The 15,091-nt window shown below is 67.1% G+C and carries 10 protein-coding genes and 2 pseudogenes; 8 read left to right on the top strand and 4 right to left on the bottom strand.

Features of this window, described 5'->3' with window-relative positions:
* Positions 1 to 7: 7 nt before the first annotated feature.
* Together ACOZ4O_RS02570 and ACOZ4O_RS02565 are read right to left on the bottom strand one after the other, a co-directional pair.
* Positions 8 to 295, bottom strand: a pseudogene (locus tag ACOZ4O_RS02570) (response regulator); the annotation flags it as partial.
* 237 nt (positions 296 to 532) lie between these two features.
* Positions 533 to 1,288 (bottom strand): annotated as a pseudogene (locus tag ACOZ4O_RS02565) (MOSC domain-containing protein); the annotation flags it as partial.
* Between the two features lie 114 nt (positions 1,289 to 1,402).
* Here ACOZ4O_RS02565 and ACOZ4O_RS02560 point away from each other — a divergent pair.
* Both ACOZ4O_RS02560 and ACOZ4O_RS02555 read left to right on the top strand, forming a co-directional pair.
* Positions 1,403 to 2,830, top strand: a complete 1,428-nt coding sequence (locus tag ACOZ4O_RS02560) for an HTTM domain-containing protein (RefSeq protein ID WP_424523750.1) — start codon at positions 1,403 to 1,405, stop codon at positions 2,828 to 2,830.
* A 55-nt stretch (positions 2,831 to 2,885) separates the two neighbouring features.
* The gene (locus ACOZ4O_RS02555) at positions 2,886 to 4,403 is read left to right on the top strand and encodes a phosphoenolpyruvate carboxykinase (ATP) (RefSeq protein WP_424523749.1); all 1,518 of its coding nucleotides are present in this window, start codon (positions 2,886 to 2,888) and stop codon (positions 4,401 to 4,403) included.
* Between the two features lie 144 nt (positions 4,404 to 4,547).
* Here ACOZ4O_RS02555 and ACOZ4O_RS02550 read toward each other — a convergent pair whose 3' ends face one another.
* A complete protein-coding gene (locus ACOZ4O_RS02550; RefSeq protein WP_424523748.1) occupies positions 4,548 to 5,489 on the bottom strand; it encodes a metallophosphoesterase family protein in 942 nt (313 codons plus the stop codon).
* Positions 5,482 to 5,964: a DUF7529 family protein gene (locus ACOZ4O_RS02545; RefSeq protein WP_424523747.1), complete on the bottom strand. Its 483-nt coding sequence runs from the start codon at positions 5,962 to 5,964 to the stop codon at positions 5,482 to 5,484. The genes ACOZ4O_RS02550 and ACOZ4O_RS02545 overlap by 8 nt, the downstream gene beginning before the upstream one ends.
* A gap of 149 nt (positions 5,965 to 6,113) precedes the next feature.
* On the opposite strand from ACOZ4O_RS02545, the gene ACOZ4O_RS02540 reads away from it, so the two are divergent.
* The 6 genes from ACOZ4O_RS02540 (at position 6,114) to ACOZ4O_RS02515 (ending at position 15,053) form a co-directional block, all read left to right on the top strand.
* Positions 6,114 to 7,955 (top strand): ABC transporter substrate-binding protein, encoded by a 1,842-nt coding sequence (locus tag ACOZ4O_RS02540; RefSeq protein WP_424523746.1) that lies wholly within the window; start codon positions 6,114 to 6,116, stop codon positions 7,953 to 7,955.
* A gap of 148 nt (positions 7,956 to 8,103) precedes the next feature.
* Positions 8,104 to 9,126, top strand: a complete 1,023-nt coding sequence (locus ACOZ4O_RS02535; protein WP_424523745.1) for an ABC transporter permease — start codon at positions 8,104 to 8,106, stop codon at positions 9,124 to 9,126.
* A gap of 1 nt (position 9,127) precedes the next feature.
* Complete coding sequence (locus ACOZ4O_RS02530) at positions 9,128 to 10,585, top strand: ABC transporter permease (protein WP_424523744.1); 1,458 nt, start codon at positions 9,128 to 9,130, stop codon at positions 10,583 to 10,585.
* On the top strand, positions 10,582 to 11,625 hold the full coding sequence (locus ACOZ4O_RS02525; protein WP_424523743.1) for an ABC transporter ATP-binding protein: 1,044 nt from the start codon (positions 10,582 to 10,584) through the stop codon (positions 11,623 to 11,625). The genes ACOZ4O_RS02530 and ACOZ4O_RS02525 overlap by 4 nt, the downstream gene beginning before the upstream one ends.
* On the top strand, positions 11,622 to 12,944 hold the full coding sequence (locus tag ACOZ4O_RS02520) for an ABC transporter ATP-binding protein (RefSeq protein ID WP_424523742.1): 1,323 nt from the start codon (positions 11,622 to 11,624) through the stop codon (positions 12,942 to 12,944). Before ACOZ4O_RS02525 ends, ACOZ4O_RS02520 begins: the two co-directional genes overlap by 4 nt.
* A gap of 39 nt (positions 12,945 to 12,983) precedes the next feature.
* A complete protein-coding gene (locus ACOZ4O_RS02515; RefSeq protein WP_424523741.1) occupies positions 12,984 to 15,053 on the top strand; it encodes a PAS domain S-box protein in 2,070 nt (689 codons plus the stop codon).
* Positions 15,054 to 15,091 lie beyond the last annotated feature (38 nt).

Genomic DNA, 15,091 nt, shown 5'->3' with positions numbered 1-15,091 from the left:
CCTCCCGAATCTCGTCCTGGTCGAGGGGTTTCTGGAGGTACTCGTCGAACGGGAGCGCCGCGGACTCGACGCTGAGTTCGGACGCCGTCATCATCGCGACCCGCACGTCCGCGTCCCGGTCGCGGAGTTCGCGGAGCACGTCGTCGCCGGAGACGGTCGGCATCCGGCGGTCGAGCAGTATCACGTCCACCGCGGGCGTGTACGCGTCGAGCGCCTCGTCGCCGTCGTACGCGACCTTGACCTCGTAGTCGTCCAGCCAGAGCGCGACGGCGTCCGCGAACCCGCGCTCGTCGTCCACCACGAGCACGGTCCCGTCACTACAGCGGTCGTCGTTCGCGCTTTCGGTACGCGTTCCGGTGTCCGTGGCGGCGTCCCGCGCCGACCGCTCCTCGTCCGTGGACCGTCCGCCGACCCCCGGATTCGCCCGGAGCGTCGCCCCGGGCGACCCCGCCGTCGGCCCGTCGAAGCGACCGCAGGCCGTCGTCAAGTACATTGGCCGCATTATCGTTTCCAGGGTGATTAACCCTCTGATGACTTCGTCGCCGACGGAGAGCGTCCGGCCGCGGGCGTCCGCGGGCACGTCGGCGATGAGCATCAGGGCGTAGTAGTGGTCGAACGCGTCTCGGTCCACCCAGTCGGGAAGCGTGGCCTCGCGGCGCTCCACGAACCGCTCGCGGAACCCGGGGTCGCGCTCGCCCGTCTCGGGGTCGCGCTCCGGGACGACACAGCGTCCGCAGGGTTCGACGCCCTCGAAACGCACGTCCCCGGCGCGGAACCCGGGCGCGTCCGCGCCGACGAACCGGTCCTCCCAGAACGCCGGTACGCCCGCGACCTCGACGTTCGCGCGCATCCGCCGCCGCACGCTCTCCACGGTGAGGTCGTCGTACCAGCCGGCGACCGTTTCGAGCGTCGCCGTGCTGATGACTGAGGGACCGGCCGACCGTCGGTCCACGAACCCGAGGTCCGTGTCGCGCTCGACCGAGAGGTCGCAGTCGAAGAACTCGCCGAGCCACGCCGCCGCCTCCCCAGGGTCGTCCCGGAGCGAGAGCACCGCGGTCTCGCCAGCCGAGGTTTCGACCGAGAGCGTCCCCGCCTCGCTGTCGTACGTCGTCGTGAGGTCGTGGACGCGCGGCGTGCGCTTGCCGTTCACGAGGTCGCCCTCTGCGTCCACGAGCTTGTACTCGCGGTCGCCCGCGAGCGTTCCGCCCGCGGTGATGCCGACCTCGGTCACGTCCTCGCCAGAGAGAGCCTTCACCGGATATCGCGTGAGTCGCGCGACCCGAGCCATACCCGAGAACGCGGCGGCCGCCGACAAAGACGTGCCGGTCGCACCAGCGGCGACGAAACTTTCGCGTCGCGTCGGGTGCACAACGCCTATGGGTTCCTCGCGTCGACTGCGAGTGTGTCCGCCGCAGGCCGCCTCCGTCGGTTCCTCGCCGCCCGCGCCGCCATCGACGCGCGAGCGCTCGCCGCGTTCCGCATCGGCCTCGGGAGCGTGCTCCTCCTCGACCTCCTCCTCCGACTGCGCAACGTCCGCTCGTTCTACACCGACTACGGCGTCCTCCCCCGCGAGACGCTCTACCGGGAGTTCCCCGGGTTCGCGTCCGTCTCGATTCACGCGCTCTCCGGCGGCCTCGCTCTCCAACTCGCGCTGTTCGCGGTCGCCGCGGCGCTCGCGGTCTGCCTGCTCGTCGGCTACCACAGCCGGCTCGCCGCCTTCCTCTCGCTCGTCCTCCTCGTCTCCCTGCAGGCGCGCAACCCCGTCGTGTTGAACGCCGGCGACAGCCTCCTCCGCCGCCTCCTGCTCTGGAGCGTCCTCCTCCCGCTCGGTCGCGCGTGGAGCGTCGACGCCGCCCGAACCAGCGAGAGCCGCACGCTCGGCCCGCTCGCGAGCATCGCGACCGCCGGCCTGCTCGTGCAGGTCGTCGCCGTGTACGCGGTGAACGCCGCGCTCAAACTTCAGGGGGACGCCTGGCTCTCCGGCACCGCCGTCCGCTACGTGTTCAGCCTCGACCAGTTCCTCCGCCCGCTCGGCGAACTCCTCGCCGGCTTCCCGGCGCTCCTCACCGCCGCCGACTACGCCTGGGTCGCGCTCCTCCTCGCGTCCCCGCTCCTCCTGCTCACCACGGGCCGCGTCCGCGGCGCAGTCGCCGCCCTCCTCTCGCTCGGCCACCTCGGAATGCTCGCGACGATGACGCTCGGCGTCTTCCCGTTGGTCACCGTCACCGCACTCCTCGTCTTCCAGCCCCCGCTCGTGTGGGACCGCCTCCCCGACCCCCAGCCGCGCTTCGACCGCCTCGCCGCCCGCCTCCCCGAACTCCCGCGGCCGCAGACGCCGTGGGCGCTCGTCCGACGCGGCACCCGCGTCGTCGCGGCGCTCCTCCTCTGCTTCGTGCTCGTCTGGAACGCCGCCGCGGTCGGCGTCGTCCAAACGCCCGAGAACGCGCCCGTCCAGCCGAGCGAGCGGAGTTGGGACATGTTCGCGCCCGAACCCCTGAGCACCGACGGCTGGTACATCGCGCCCGCGTTCACCACCACCGGCGAAAACGTGGACGCGTGGAACGGCGGCACCGTCTCGTACGCGAAACCACCGGACGTGTCGAAAACCTACCCGAGCGCGCGCTGGCGGAAGTACCTCGCCACCGTCGCGCTCTTCGACGGCCGGTCGCTCGCCGGCGAGTTCGCGGGCTACCTCTGCCGCGAGTGGAACGCCACCCACGACTCGAAACTCGCGCGAGTCTCGGTCGTGTTCGTCGCGCAACCGACGCGACTCGACCGCCCGGAACCGACGGAGAACCGGACGCTCGCGAACCGCACATGCGGGCGGTGACAACTCTGCGTGGATACCTGTGCGTTTATACTCGTCCACCTACTCCCCACACCTAATGGCAAATCGAGCCCGGACCCGCTACACAGCGGACGACTTCCCGGACCCGGCATCGACGGACCACATCAGACACAATCCGAGCCTCGACGACCTCCGCGCCTTCTCTGCGCACCTCGAAACGACCACGGAATACGGGTCGCCCTCCTACGTCAGCGACTACCGCTCCCGGAGTTCCGAGCAGACTCGGAACGCCGTCGACCACGAGTTCGGCGACGACGATTACGTCGCGTTCGAGAGCGCCCTGGACTTCGTCGAGGACGCGTCGAACGACGTGGTCGCCGTGGACCGCGTCGTCGGCCGCCACCCCGACACGTCCTTCGTCTGCCGGCTGTTCGTCCCGAAGGAGTACGGCCGCATCGCGCTCTCGTGGGCGAAACTCCTCGAACCCGCGCCCGCGGACGCCGACCCCGACTTCGTGACGGTGCAGGTACCCGACCGCGACGAGACGACCATCCGCATCCTCCCCGAAGAAGGCGTCACCGCCGTCCTCGGCAGCGACTACACGGGCGAGGCGAAGAAGTCCTTCCTCCGGCTCTACATGTATCGCGCGAAACAGCAGGGCGGCCTCGGCCTGCACGCGGGCTCGAAGCGCGTCCACCTCGACGACGACGCGGGCGAGCGCGACGTCGGCCAGCTCTTCCTCGGCCTGTCCGGGACGGGGAAGTCCACGCTGACGAGCCACGGGCTCTGGCTCGACGACCCCGAGGGCGCGGAGATGCTGCAGGACGACGTGTGCGCGCTCCTCCCGAACGGCACCGTCACCGGAAGCGAAGGGAAGGGCCTCTACATCAAGACCATCGGTCTCGAAGCGGACGAACAGCCCGAACTCCACGGCGCGGCGACCTCTGAAACCGCCGCCTTGGAGAACGTCGCCGTCGACGACGACGGCACCGTCCACTTCGACGAACCCCGGTACGGCTCGAACAGCCGCGCGGTCGTGCTGCGCGACGAACTGGAGAGCGCCGCGGACGACATCGACCTCCCGTCCGTCGACCAGGTCTTCTTCATCACCCGAAACCCCCTGATGCCGCCGGTCGCGAAACTCGACGAGGCGCAGGCGGCGGCCGCGTTCATGCTCGGCGAATCCGTCGAGACGAGCGCCGGCGACCCCTCGCGGGCCGGCGAATCCATCCGCGTCGTCGGCACCAACCCCTTCATCATGGGCTCGAAGGGCGAAGAAGGGAACCGCTTCCGCGACCTCATCAGCGACCTCGGCGTCGACTGCTTCGTCCTGAACACGGGCGTCGTCGGCACGGACACGCCCGCCGACGTGGGCGTCGAGGAAACCGTCGCGCTCCTCGAAGCCGTCGCGCGCGGCACCGTCTCGTGGACGACCGACGACGACCTCGGACTCACCGTCCCGAGCCAAGTCCCCGGAATGGACATCGATTCGTTCTCGGTCGCGGACCGCACCGCGGACTTCGCGGACGCCCACCAGTCGCTCACCGAGGAGCGCCGCGAGTACCTCGAATCCTTCCCGGCACTCGACGACGACATCGTGGACGCGACCTACTGAGGTCTCCCGAGAGTTATTTTCACGAACGCCGAATAGAGTTATAGTCGTCCGGGGCGTCCTGTCTGTAGGTGCGTTCGCGCACCTGCTCCCGTCTGTCATCCCCGACATAGTCCGGCCCGACGACTCCCCGCGGGCCGTTTTTCCTCACTCGTCCACCAGCGGGAAGCGCGCGAGCCGCGCCGCCGCGATGGAGGTCAGGCCGCGCGACGTGACGGAGTCGCCGCCGCGGACGTTGTGCGCGAGCTCCATCCCCGTAATATCGGCCACCGGAATCAGTCGAACCTCGGTGCCGTCCGGCCCGACCTCGAAGAGGAGGTAGGACTGCGGGAACGAGCACGTCGTCGGCGACATCACTTCGCGAATCCCGTCGATTGTCGCGACCGCGGGGAGGTGGAGGTGCCCGGTGAGAACGACGGGGTCGGTGCCCGCGGAGAGCGCGTCCACGAGCGCGTCGGTGTTCCGCGTGACCGGCGGAATCGCCATCTCCGATTCGACCTCGTCGCGGTGCGAGCGCAGCTGGTCGTACGTCGGCGGGAGGTTGTGGTGCAGCAGTACGAAGACGTTCTCCTCCTCGGCGAGCACGTCACGGAGGAAGTCGAGTTGGTCGTCGGGCACGTCGCCCTCGTGGGAGTCGAGCAAGCGGTCGTCGCCGCCCGAACTGTTCAGGCCGACGACGGTCACGTCACCCACGTCCACGCGGAACGGGAGGCTGCCGGACGTGTACCGCTCGACGAACCGGTCGAGCGATGGCGTGTCGTGTTCGTCGCCGTCCTTCCGCACGTCGTGGTTCCCCGGGACCGAGTAGAACGGCACGTCGAGCGACTCCAGAATCTCGTCCACCGCCTCGTAGTTCCAGGGTTCGCCGTCCTTCGTCAGGTCGCCGGGCGAGAGCACGGCGTCGAGGTCGCGGCCCGCCATGTCCTCGACGGCGGCGCGGAAGTGGGCTTCCGTGTGCTCGAAGAGCTTCGACGTGCCCTCCGCCTCGGTGGCGACGTGGGGGTCGGCGACGACGGCGAACCGTGTCGTCGTGTCGGTGCGCGGTCGTGCGAACTGTGCCATCAGACTACCGGCGTGTGTCTCAGTCATCGAAGAATAGGTCGGGACTGTCGAATTCGACCGTTCCGTAGTGCGTTTCGTCAAGCGCGCGAACGTGCGCGTGAAGCACGCCTTCAGAGCGAGCGTGGGCGGCGAGTCCGGTCGCGGCGTCCTCGGGGAACGCGCCGACGAGCAGGACGGCGTCCTCGCTGTCGGCGTTCCGCACCTCCACCACGAGGTAGCGCGTCCCGCTCGCGGACTCCGCGAACACGACGTAGTCGGTGACGCCGTCCGTGACGAGCGCCTCGAAGTCCTTGCCCTCCTCGCTCGGCACGATGAACACGAGGCCCACGGTGTCGGTTCCCTCGACGTCGGGACCGACGGGCGCGAGGTGGCCGGCCCGCACCGTCGTCGCGTCCCAGCCGTCCTCGCTGAGGGCGTCAGCGCGCTGTTCGGCCTCGCTCAGGGTTCGTCCCCAGGCGTTCGTCTCCCGGATGTCGTTCGCATCCGGTGAATCCTCAGCCATCAGTTCGTGCGTCACGTCTCCGACACTCCAATCTTCCGCCATTACCCACACCATAACTATATACTTATATTTATCACTACGTTCTACACAGTACCTTATATATAATGCGTGGGAAAGAGTCAAGTGGATTGTTATGAGTCTATTACACGATGTCGGGAGACACCACCCGTCGAGGCTTCTTGACCGCTGCAGGAACTGGCGTAGCCGCCGCTATCGCCGGCTGCTCGAGTTCCAGCGACACCACGACCAGCGACGACGGAGGAGGGGGCAGTACGCTCGAAATGATGGCGACCGGCTCCATCCAGACGCTCGACCCCGTCAACGCCAAGGGATCCGGCGCTGGATACAACCAGTACGGCGCGCCCCTGATGCGGTTCCCCGACGGGCTCTACCCGCCGGAAGCCGCGCTCGTCGAGGACTACAGCATCTCCGAGGACGGCCTCACGTACACGTTCAACCTCAAGCAGGACCTCACGTTCCACGACGGCCAAGAGTTCACCGCGCAGGACGCCGTCTACACGTACCGCCGCATGGCCGAGTCCGAGAACTCCCAGAACAAGGACGACATCATCGGCCAGACGATGACCATCGAACACGAGAAGGACGCGAGCATCGCCTCCCCCGAGGACGAGGAGACGCTCGACGACATCGTCCCGCAGAGTCTCGCAGTTCGCGCTCCCGACGACTACACGTTCGAGTTCGACCTCGCGTCCCCCTTCGAGTACACGCTCTTCCAGATCGCGGGCGGGAACTGGGCGATGCTCCCCGAGAACTCTGTCGGCGACATCGAGGGGTACGACGGCGAGTACTCCTACAACGAGTTCTTCAGCACCGCGAACGGCGGCCCGAAGTACGCCGGACTCGGCGCGTTCACCGTCGACTCCTGGACGAAGGGAAGCGAAATCACGCTCTCCGCGTTCGAGGACTACTGGAACGGCGAACCCGAACTCGACGAGATTCGGTTCACCGTGGTTACGAGCGGGAACACGCGACTCAATCGCTTCAAGGGAGAGAACGCGCACATCCTCGAAGGAATGCCGACCGCCTCGTTCAACCCCGATAACGTCTCCATCGAGGAGACGAAGGGCAGCCGCGAAGTCGGGACGTACACGTTCGGCGACGGAACCGAGGTCAACTACGGTCGGATTCCCGCGCTCACGACCGAGTACCTCGTGTTCAACGCGCTCGAGGTTCCGATTCCGGTTCGGAAAGCGTTCGCGTACGCACTGAACCAGCACGACGTCGCTGAGAGCGTTTACAAGGGCGTCGCGACCCCGGCCTACCACATCACGCCCCCGGACCCCTACCCGACGTTCGAGGATGGCGTCTCGTCCCCGGAGACGTACACCCGGCACGCCGAGGAGGGCTATCAGTCCAACACGGAGTGGGCGGAGAACGGCTACCCGTACGGCTACGGCGAAACCCTCCTCGACGAGGCGCGTCAGGTCATGGAGACCGCTGGCTACGGCGACAGCAACCGGTACTCCGTCAGCGCGACCACCATCTCCGGAAACGACGCGTACACGCAGGTTCTCACCACGCTCCAGTCCAAGCTCCGCTCCGCCTACATCGACATGGAGATCACGGAAGCGAGCTTCGGCACCATCATCAGCCAGGCGGTAAACGGCGAGATGGAAGTGTTCGCGCTCGGTGACGGCATGGAGTACCCCGGCCCGCAGAACTTCCTCCGCTACCTCCACGGGAAGAACCCGAGCGGTCAGTTCACCCGCTGGGGCGCCGAAGGGAGCTACTACGACGAAGACATCTACCAGCTCGCCCGTAACACGTGGGACGAGAAGTACGCCGCGGACGACGCGACGGACGAGACCCGGAAGGAGGCGTTCCAGACCATCGAGGAAGTCAACTGGGCGTCCGTGCAGGAACTCCCGCTCGTCAACCCCATCAGTCAGCGCTTCTGGCATCAGAACGTCGACGTGGAGATGTACGGCGTGATGGAGAACCAGACGTTCGACGACGTCACCATCCAGTAGCGACCGAGGCGAATCCCCGCCTTTCAAGCGACGCGAAGTTCCAATCTCTCGATACCCTATATGCATTCATACGGCGCGACCGAACGCTGTCCTGGTGTCCACAGGTTCGGTCCAGCACCGAATACGACGACTCGACGGAGGGTGAACCGTGAGTAGACTCAAGTACCTCGCTAAGCGGGTGCTGATGATGATTCCCGTCGTCTGGCTGGGCGCGTCGATGACGTGGTTCATCATCTTCATGGGGCCGATCGACCCCGCCGCGCGCCTCTTGAGCGAGGGACAGACGCGGAACCCCGCCGCGTACGAACGCGCGCAGGAACAACTCGGCCTGAACCAACCGCCGCTCCAGCACTACATGGACTGGATGTGGAACCTCATCACGTTCGACCTCGGCCAGACGTGGTTGCTCTACCAGGGGTCGAGCGTGAACGCGCTCATCCTCGACTTCCTCCCGCGCACGCTCTTCCTCGGGTTCTGGAGCGTCCTCGTCGCCGTGCTGGTCGGCGTGCCGCTCGGGTTCTACGCGGGAATGCGCTCGAACACCGTCATGGACTACGTCGCGTCCATGGGCGGTATCGTGTGGCGCGCGATGCCGAACTTCTGGCTCGCCATCATGCTCCTCGTCCTCCTCCAGAACTCGGAGGCGTACTTCTTCGGGTTCAACTGGCAGACGTTCGGCGTGAACCTCGACGCGCTCACCGGCGCCCCCGACATGTCCCGGCTGGCGAGCGTCGACGGCTTCCTCGCGGCGACGAAGAAAGTCCTCCCCGCGGCGCTCGTGCTCGGGTCCGCGAGCATGGGCAACGAGATGCGTATCGGCCGCACCGCCGTCCTCGAAGTGAAGAACCAGGAGTACGTCGACCTCGCGCGAGCGAAAGGCGTCTCCGACCGCGCCATCGTCTGGAAGCACATCTTCCGGAACGCCCTCATCCCACTGGTCCCCGTTATCACGAGCGAGGCGTTCCTCCTCATTGGCGGGAGCGTCCTGGTCGAAACGGTCTTCGGCATCAACGGTATCGGCTGGCTGTTCTACCGCGCCGCCATCCAGGGCGACCTCCCGCTCGTCGGTTCGCTAATGTACATCTTCATCCTCATGATCGTCGGAGTAAACCTACTGCAGGACGTCCTGTACACGTTCATCGACCCGCGTGTCGGACTGGAGGGTAACTAACATGTCGGAGACAGCCACACCGGAGGCGCCCGACGCTACGGGAAGCGAACGCAGCGCGCTCACGGACTCGCGATTCCTCGCGTGGGTGCTCGCCGGTCTCGTGCTGTTCGCGGTGGAAGCACCCGCGCTCGTCACGTTCGTCGCGGGCTTCCTCGCGGACGCCGTCGCGACGTTCCCGACGTCGTACGCCACCACTATCGCCGACGCGCTCGTCGGCATCGAACACGCCGCGACCGACCTCCCGACGCTTCTCTCCCGGGAGGTCGTGCCGAACAGTGGGTACTGGAACGGCGACCAGTGGGTCGGCACCTTCCTCGGTCTCTCGCCCGCCGCGTCCTGGGCGATCCGCGTCGCGCTCGTGTACGCCTATGCGTTCGCGTGCCTCGGCTGGTTCGCCGCCGGCTACGAACTCTATCGGCGGCGCTACCGCACCGCGGACTGGACGCCGCGCGACGACGTGGTCGACCGCTTCCGCGGGCACTCCTGGGGGAAGTTCGGATTGGTCGTCGTCTTCCTCTTCGTGACGATGGCCGTCTTCGCGCCGACGCTCGGCCCGACGACGGTCGACCAGAACATGCGGGACTCCTACTCCTACGAGATGCAGTACTGGAACGCGGACGCCCAGGAGGTGCAGACCATGCTCGTCGGGGAGGCGAACCGGAACTCGCAGTCCGCCGGTGACTCCGCGAACGTCGGCCCGCTCTCCTACGACGACTACGGCCGCTACCATCCGTTCGGCACGATGCCGACCGGGAGCGACCTCTTCACGTTCATCGTCGTCGGGTCGCGGATATCCCTCATCATCGGCGTGCTCTCCGTCGCGTTGAGCGCGCTGCTCGCCACGTCGCTCGCGCTGCTCGCGGCGTACTACAAGGGCCGCGTCGACCTGAGCCTCGTCCTGCTGTCGGATGCGGTGATGGCGATGCCCCAACTCCTCCTGCTCATCATGCTGAGTACCGTGCTCGCGGACACGTGGATCGGCGGTATATACAGCGGCGGGTTCGTGCTCGCGCTCATCTTCGCGGGAACGGGCTGGACGTACATGTGGCGGTCAATTCGCGGCCCCGCTCTCCAGGTGTCCGAGCGCTCCTGGATCGACGCCGCGCGCAGTTTCGGTCAGACACCAACCACCATCATGCGACAACACATGCTTCCGTACGTCACCGGCTACCTGCTCATCTACGGGTCGATGACGCTCGGCGGCGCCATCATCTCCATCGCCGGTCTCTCCTACCTCGGGCTCGGCGTCGCGCCGCCGACCCCCGAGTGGGGGCGCGCAATCAACCTCGGTCAGGACTACGTCGCCACCGGCTCGTGGCACATCTCGCTCATCCCCGGCGTCCTCATCACCATCGTCGTCACCGGCTTCAACGCGCTCGGCGACGGCATCCGTGACGCCATCGACCCGCAGTCCGACAGCGCGACCGGCGAAGCCGCCGGCCGCGGGGGTGGCGCATGAGCCGAACGCAGCGCGTCACCGACGCGCCCCTGCTGTCGGTGCGTGACCTCCGGACGGTGTTCCACACGGAACGCGAGGACATCCACGCCGTCGACGGCGTCTCCTTCGACATCTACGAGGGCGAATCCGTCGGACTGGTGGGTGAGTCCGGCAGCGGGAAGTCCGTCACCGCCCGCTCTATCCTCGGACTGGTCGACGAACCCGGCCACATCGAGGACGGCAAAATCACGTTCCGCGGCGACAACCTCGTGGAATCGGGCTGGGACGCCCACCGCGGCGACATCTCCATCATCTTCCAGGACCCCAGTAACGCCCTCAACCCCGTCTACACGGTCGGTAACCAGATCGAGGAAGCGCTCTCCATCCACCAGGGACTCTCGGGGAGCGACGCCCGCCAGGAGGCCGTGAACCTCCTCGAAACCGTCGGCATCCCGGACGCCGACCGCCGCGTGGACGAGTACCCGCACGAACTCTCCGGGGGAATGCAGCAGCGCGCGGTCATCGCCATCGCGCTCGCCTGCGACCCGGACGTGCTCGTCTGCGACGAACCGACGACGGCGCTCGACGTGACGATTCAAGCCCAAATCCTCGACCTCCTGGACGACCTGCGACGCGAGGAAGGCCTCGCGCTGCTGTTCATCACGCACGACATGGGCGTCATCGAGGAAGCGACCGACCGCGTGAACGTCATCTACGCGGGCGAAGTCGTCGAGCACGCGTCGACGGAGACGCTGTTCGAGAACCCGAAACACCCCTACACGCAGGCGCTCCTCGAAAGCATCCCCGGCCGCACCGACCCCGGGCAGGAACTCCCGACGATTCCGGGCGAGGTGCCGACGCCGACCGAACCCGCGACGGACTGCCGGTTCGCGCCGCGCTGCCCAAAGGCGTTCGACGCCTGCACGCAGGTCCACCCCGAACCGATCGACATCGCGGAGACGGAGACCGAACACGAGGCCGCCTGCCTGCTCTACCCGGAGGACCGCCCGCGGGAGGAGGCCGTTTCACTGCACCAGTCGAAGACGGAGGACGACCGATGACGCAGAACACGCTCGACGCACGCGACGCCGGAACCGAGGAACCGCTCGTGTCGGTCCGCGATCTGAAGACGTACTACACGGACGACTCCATCATCGCGTCGAAACCGCCCGTGAAGGCCGTCGACGGCGTCTCCTTCGACATCTACGAGGGCGAGACGCTCGGATTGGTCGGCGAGTCGGGCTGCGGAAAGTCGACGCTCGGCCGGACGATGCTCGGCCTCGAAACCGCGACCGACGGCGACGTGCTCGTCGACGGGACGGACGTAGCCGACCTCTCCGGCCGCGAGCGCCGCGAGTGGGCGCGGAACGCCGGGATGGTGTTCCAGGACCCCGAGGAGAGTCTGAACGACCGGATGACCATCGGGGAAATCGTCCGCGAGCCGCTCGACGCGCACAGCGTCGGCACGCCGGACGAACGCCGCGACCGCGTGCGAGACCTCCTGGATACGGTGGGACTGCAGCCGGAGCACTACTACCGCTACCCCCACCAGTTCTCGGGCGGCCAGAAACAACGCATCGGCATCGCCCGCGCGCTCGCCCTCGAACCCGACTTCCTCGTGCTGGACGAGCCCACATCCGCGCTGGACGTGAGCGTGCAGGCTCGCATCATCAACCTCCTGAACGACCTCCAGAACGACCTCGGGCTCACGTATCTCTTCATCAGTCACGACCTCTCCGTGATGCAGCACATCGCGGACCGCATCGCCGTGATGTACCTCGGGAACATCGCGGAACTCGGCCCCTCCCGCGAGGTGTTCGCGAACCCCGAACACCCGTACACGGTCAGCCTGCTCTCCGCGGTGCCCGGCCGACACGGCACGGACCTGGACCGGATTTCGCTCCCCGGAACACCGCCGAGTCCGCGGAACCCGCCGAACGGCTGTCCGTTCAACACGCGGTGTCCCGCGAAAATCCGGCCCGCCGAACACGACGACCTCTCCGTGGACGCCTGGGAGGCCATCGAGGCGTTCCGCGAGGTCTTGCGCGGCCGCGCGCTCGACCAGGACGGCGTGTTCGCGGAAGTGAAGCGCCGCCTCGGGTTCGTGGACGCGGACGTGACCGAGAGCGTGGACGAACTGTTCTCGAACGTCGCCATCGACGGCGCGGCCTGGGAGACCATCGAGGATGCAATCGTTCTCGCCGACTCCGGCCGGTACGCGGACGCGGAAGCCCTGCTCGCGGACGAGTTCGGCGGCGTCTGCGAGGAACAGGACCCGACGAACGAACTCGACGACGGCCGCGTCAGTCGCTGCCACCGCCACCGCGACGAGTACGACGACGTAGCCACCGTCATCGAGCGCCGCCGCGCCGACGACTGAGGCCCGCAGATTTACACGTCCCACCGACATATTGCGAGCATGACCGGTTCGTTACGTCGGTACGTGGCGGGTGGCGCCATCTCCCTGCTCGGCGTTCTCACGCTCCTCGTACCGCTGTACGACATCTGGGACGACATCACGGACCTCTCCTGGGGCGTCGCGACCACGCTCGTGGAGAACTCCCCGCTCATCGCGCTCTCGCTCGGCCTCGTCGCCGCCGGTATCTGGCTCGTCCGCCAAGACTGGCGTGACGACGACGTGGTGCGCGTCGCGTCCTGGAACGTCGCCGGCGCGGCCGCCGTCCTTCTGCTGTACGCGTGGGTAATGGCGCTCCAACTGTGGGCGATGGGCGAACTGAAACCCGTCGTGCTCGCGCTTGACGGCGTGCTGTTCGGCGCGGTCGCGGCGTTCGCGGTCGGCGTCTACCACACGCGACAGCGCCGCACGATGGACACGCTCCGGGACCGCGAACGAAACCTCCGCGACCTCCACGACGTCATCTCCGACGATACCGCGACGTTCGACGACAAACTCGACCGCGTGCTCGACATCGGCCGACGGCTGTTCGGCGCGGAGTTCGCCTCCTTCGCGCACGTCGACCCCGAGAAGAACGAGTACACGCTGAAGGCCGTACAGTCCGACGACATCGAGCTCGAAACGGGCGACGTGGTGCCGTACTCGCAGACGCACTGCCAGGAGATGATTCAGGAGGAAGAAACCCTCCAGTTCGCCGTGCGACCGTTCGACACCGACGAGAAGTCGTACGGCACGACGGACGGCTTCGAGATGTACATCGGAACGCCGGTGCACGTCGGGGACGCCGTCTACGGGTCGCTGTGCTTCCTCGACCGCGAGGAGTCCGACGCGTTCGCGGACTGGGAGCTGACGATGGTGGAACTGATGGGGGACTGGATCGGGTACGAACTCGACCGAACGCAGTACATCGAGGCGCAGCGCGAACACCTCCAAGAGCGCGAACAACGCTTTGAGTCCGTCGTCGACGCGGTGGACGAGTACGCCATCTTCGCGCTGGACGAGGACGGGTACGTGAAGAGCTGGAACGACGGCGCGCAGAAGATCAAGGGCTACGAGCAGTCCGAAATCATCGGCGAGCACATCCGGACGTTCTACCCGGCGGAGGACGCCGAGGACGGGAAGCCCGAGCGATTGCTCGCGGAGGCCGCGGAGAGCGGCCAGGTGCGCGACGAGGGCTGGCGGGTGCGCAAGGACGGCACGGAGTTCTGGGCTGACGTGACAATCAGCGCGCGCTACGAGGACGGCGAACTCCAGGGGTACACGAAGGTGACGCGGGACATGACCGACGAGCGGTCGTACGAGCAAGCGCTCGAACGCGAACGCGAACGCCTCGAATTCATGAACCGCGTCCTCCGGCACAACCTCCTGAACGGCCTGAACCTCGTGAACGCGCGCGCTCAGCACCTCGAAACGACCGCGGACCTCGACGAGGACGACCGTGAACACCTCGACATCGTCCGGGAGCGCGTGGAGGACATGTCCGACCTCATCGACACGATGCGGACGTTCATGGACGCCATTGTCTCCGACACCGACCACGACCTCCGGAAGATGGCGCTCCGCGAGCACCTCGACGCGAAGGTCGAACTCGCTCGCGGGACGTACGACGAGGCGGCGTTCGACGTGCACGACCTGCCGGACGAGGACGTACTCGTGTACGGGGACGAACTGCTCGGCGAGGTGTTCGAGAACGTCCTCTCGAACGCGGTCGTGCACAACGACTCGGCGACGCCGCGCGTGGAGGTATGGACGACCACGGGGTCGACGACGGTGCCGGTGGACGCGGAGACGGGTGAACCGCTCTCCGAGTCCGCGGACCCGATGCGGCGCGACGTGGACCGCCGCGAGCATCCGGCTGTCACTGTCCACATCGCGGACAACGGCCCCGGGATTCCGGACGAGGAGAAGCGCGCCGTCCTGGAGAAAGGCGTGTCCGAGTTGAGCGAACCCGGGAACGGCTTCGGCCTCTATCTCGTGAAGGAGATGGTGGACGCGTACGGCGGGTCGGTCGACATCCGGGACAACGACCCCGAGGGGACGGTGTTCGAGGTGACGTTCCTTCGCGCCGACTGACCTATCGGAACGGATTTATAGGAAAGCCTGATAGTCCG

Source organism: Salarchaeum japonicum, from assembly GCF_049705945.1.
GTDB lineage: Archaea > Halobacteriota > Halobacteria > Halobacteriales > Halobacteriaceae > Salarchaeum > Salarchaeum japonicum_A.
The sequence above is the reverse complement of the archived record's forward strand: the minus strand, read 5'-3'. Positions and strand labels throughout refer to the sequence as shown.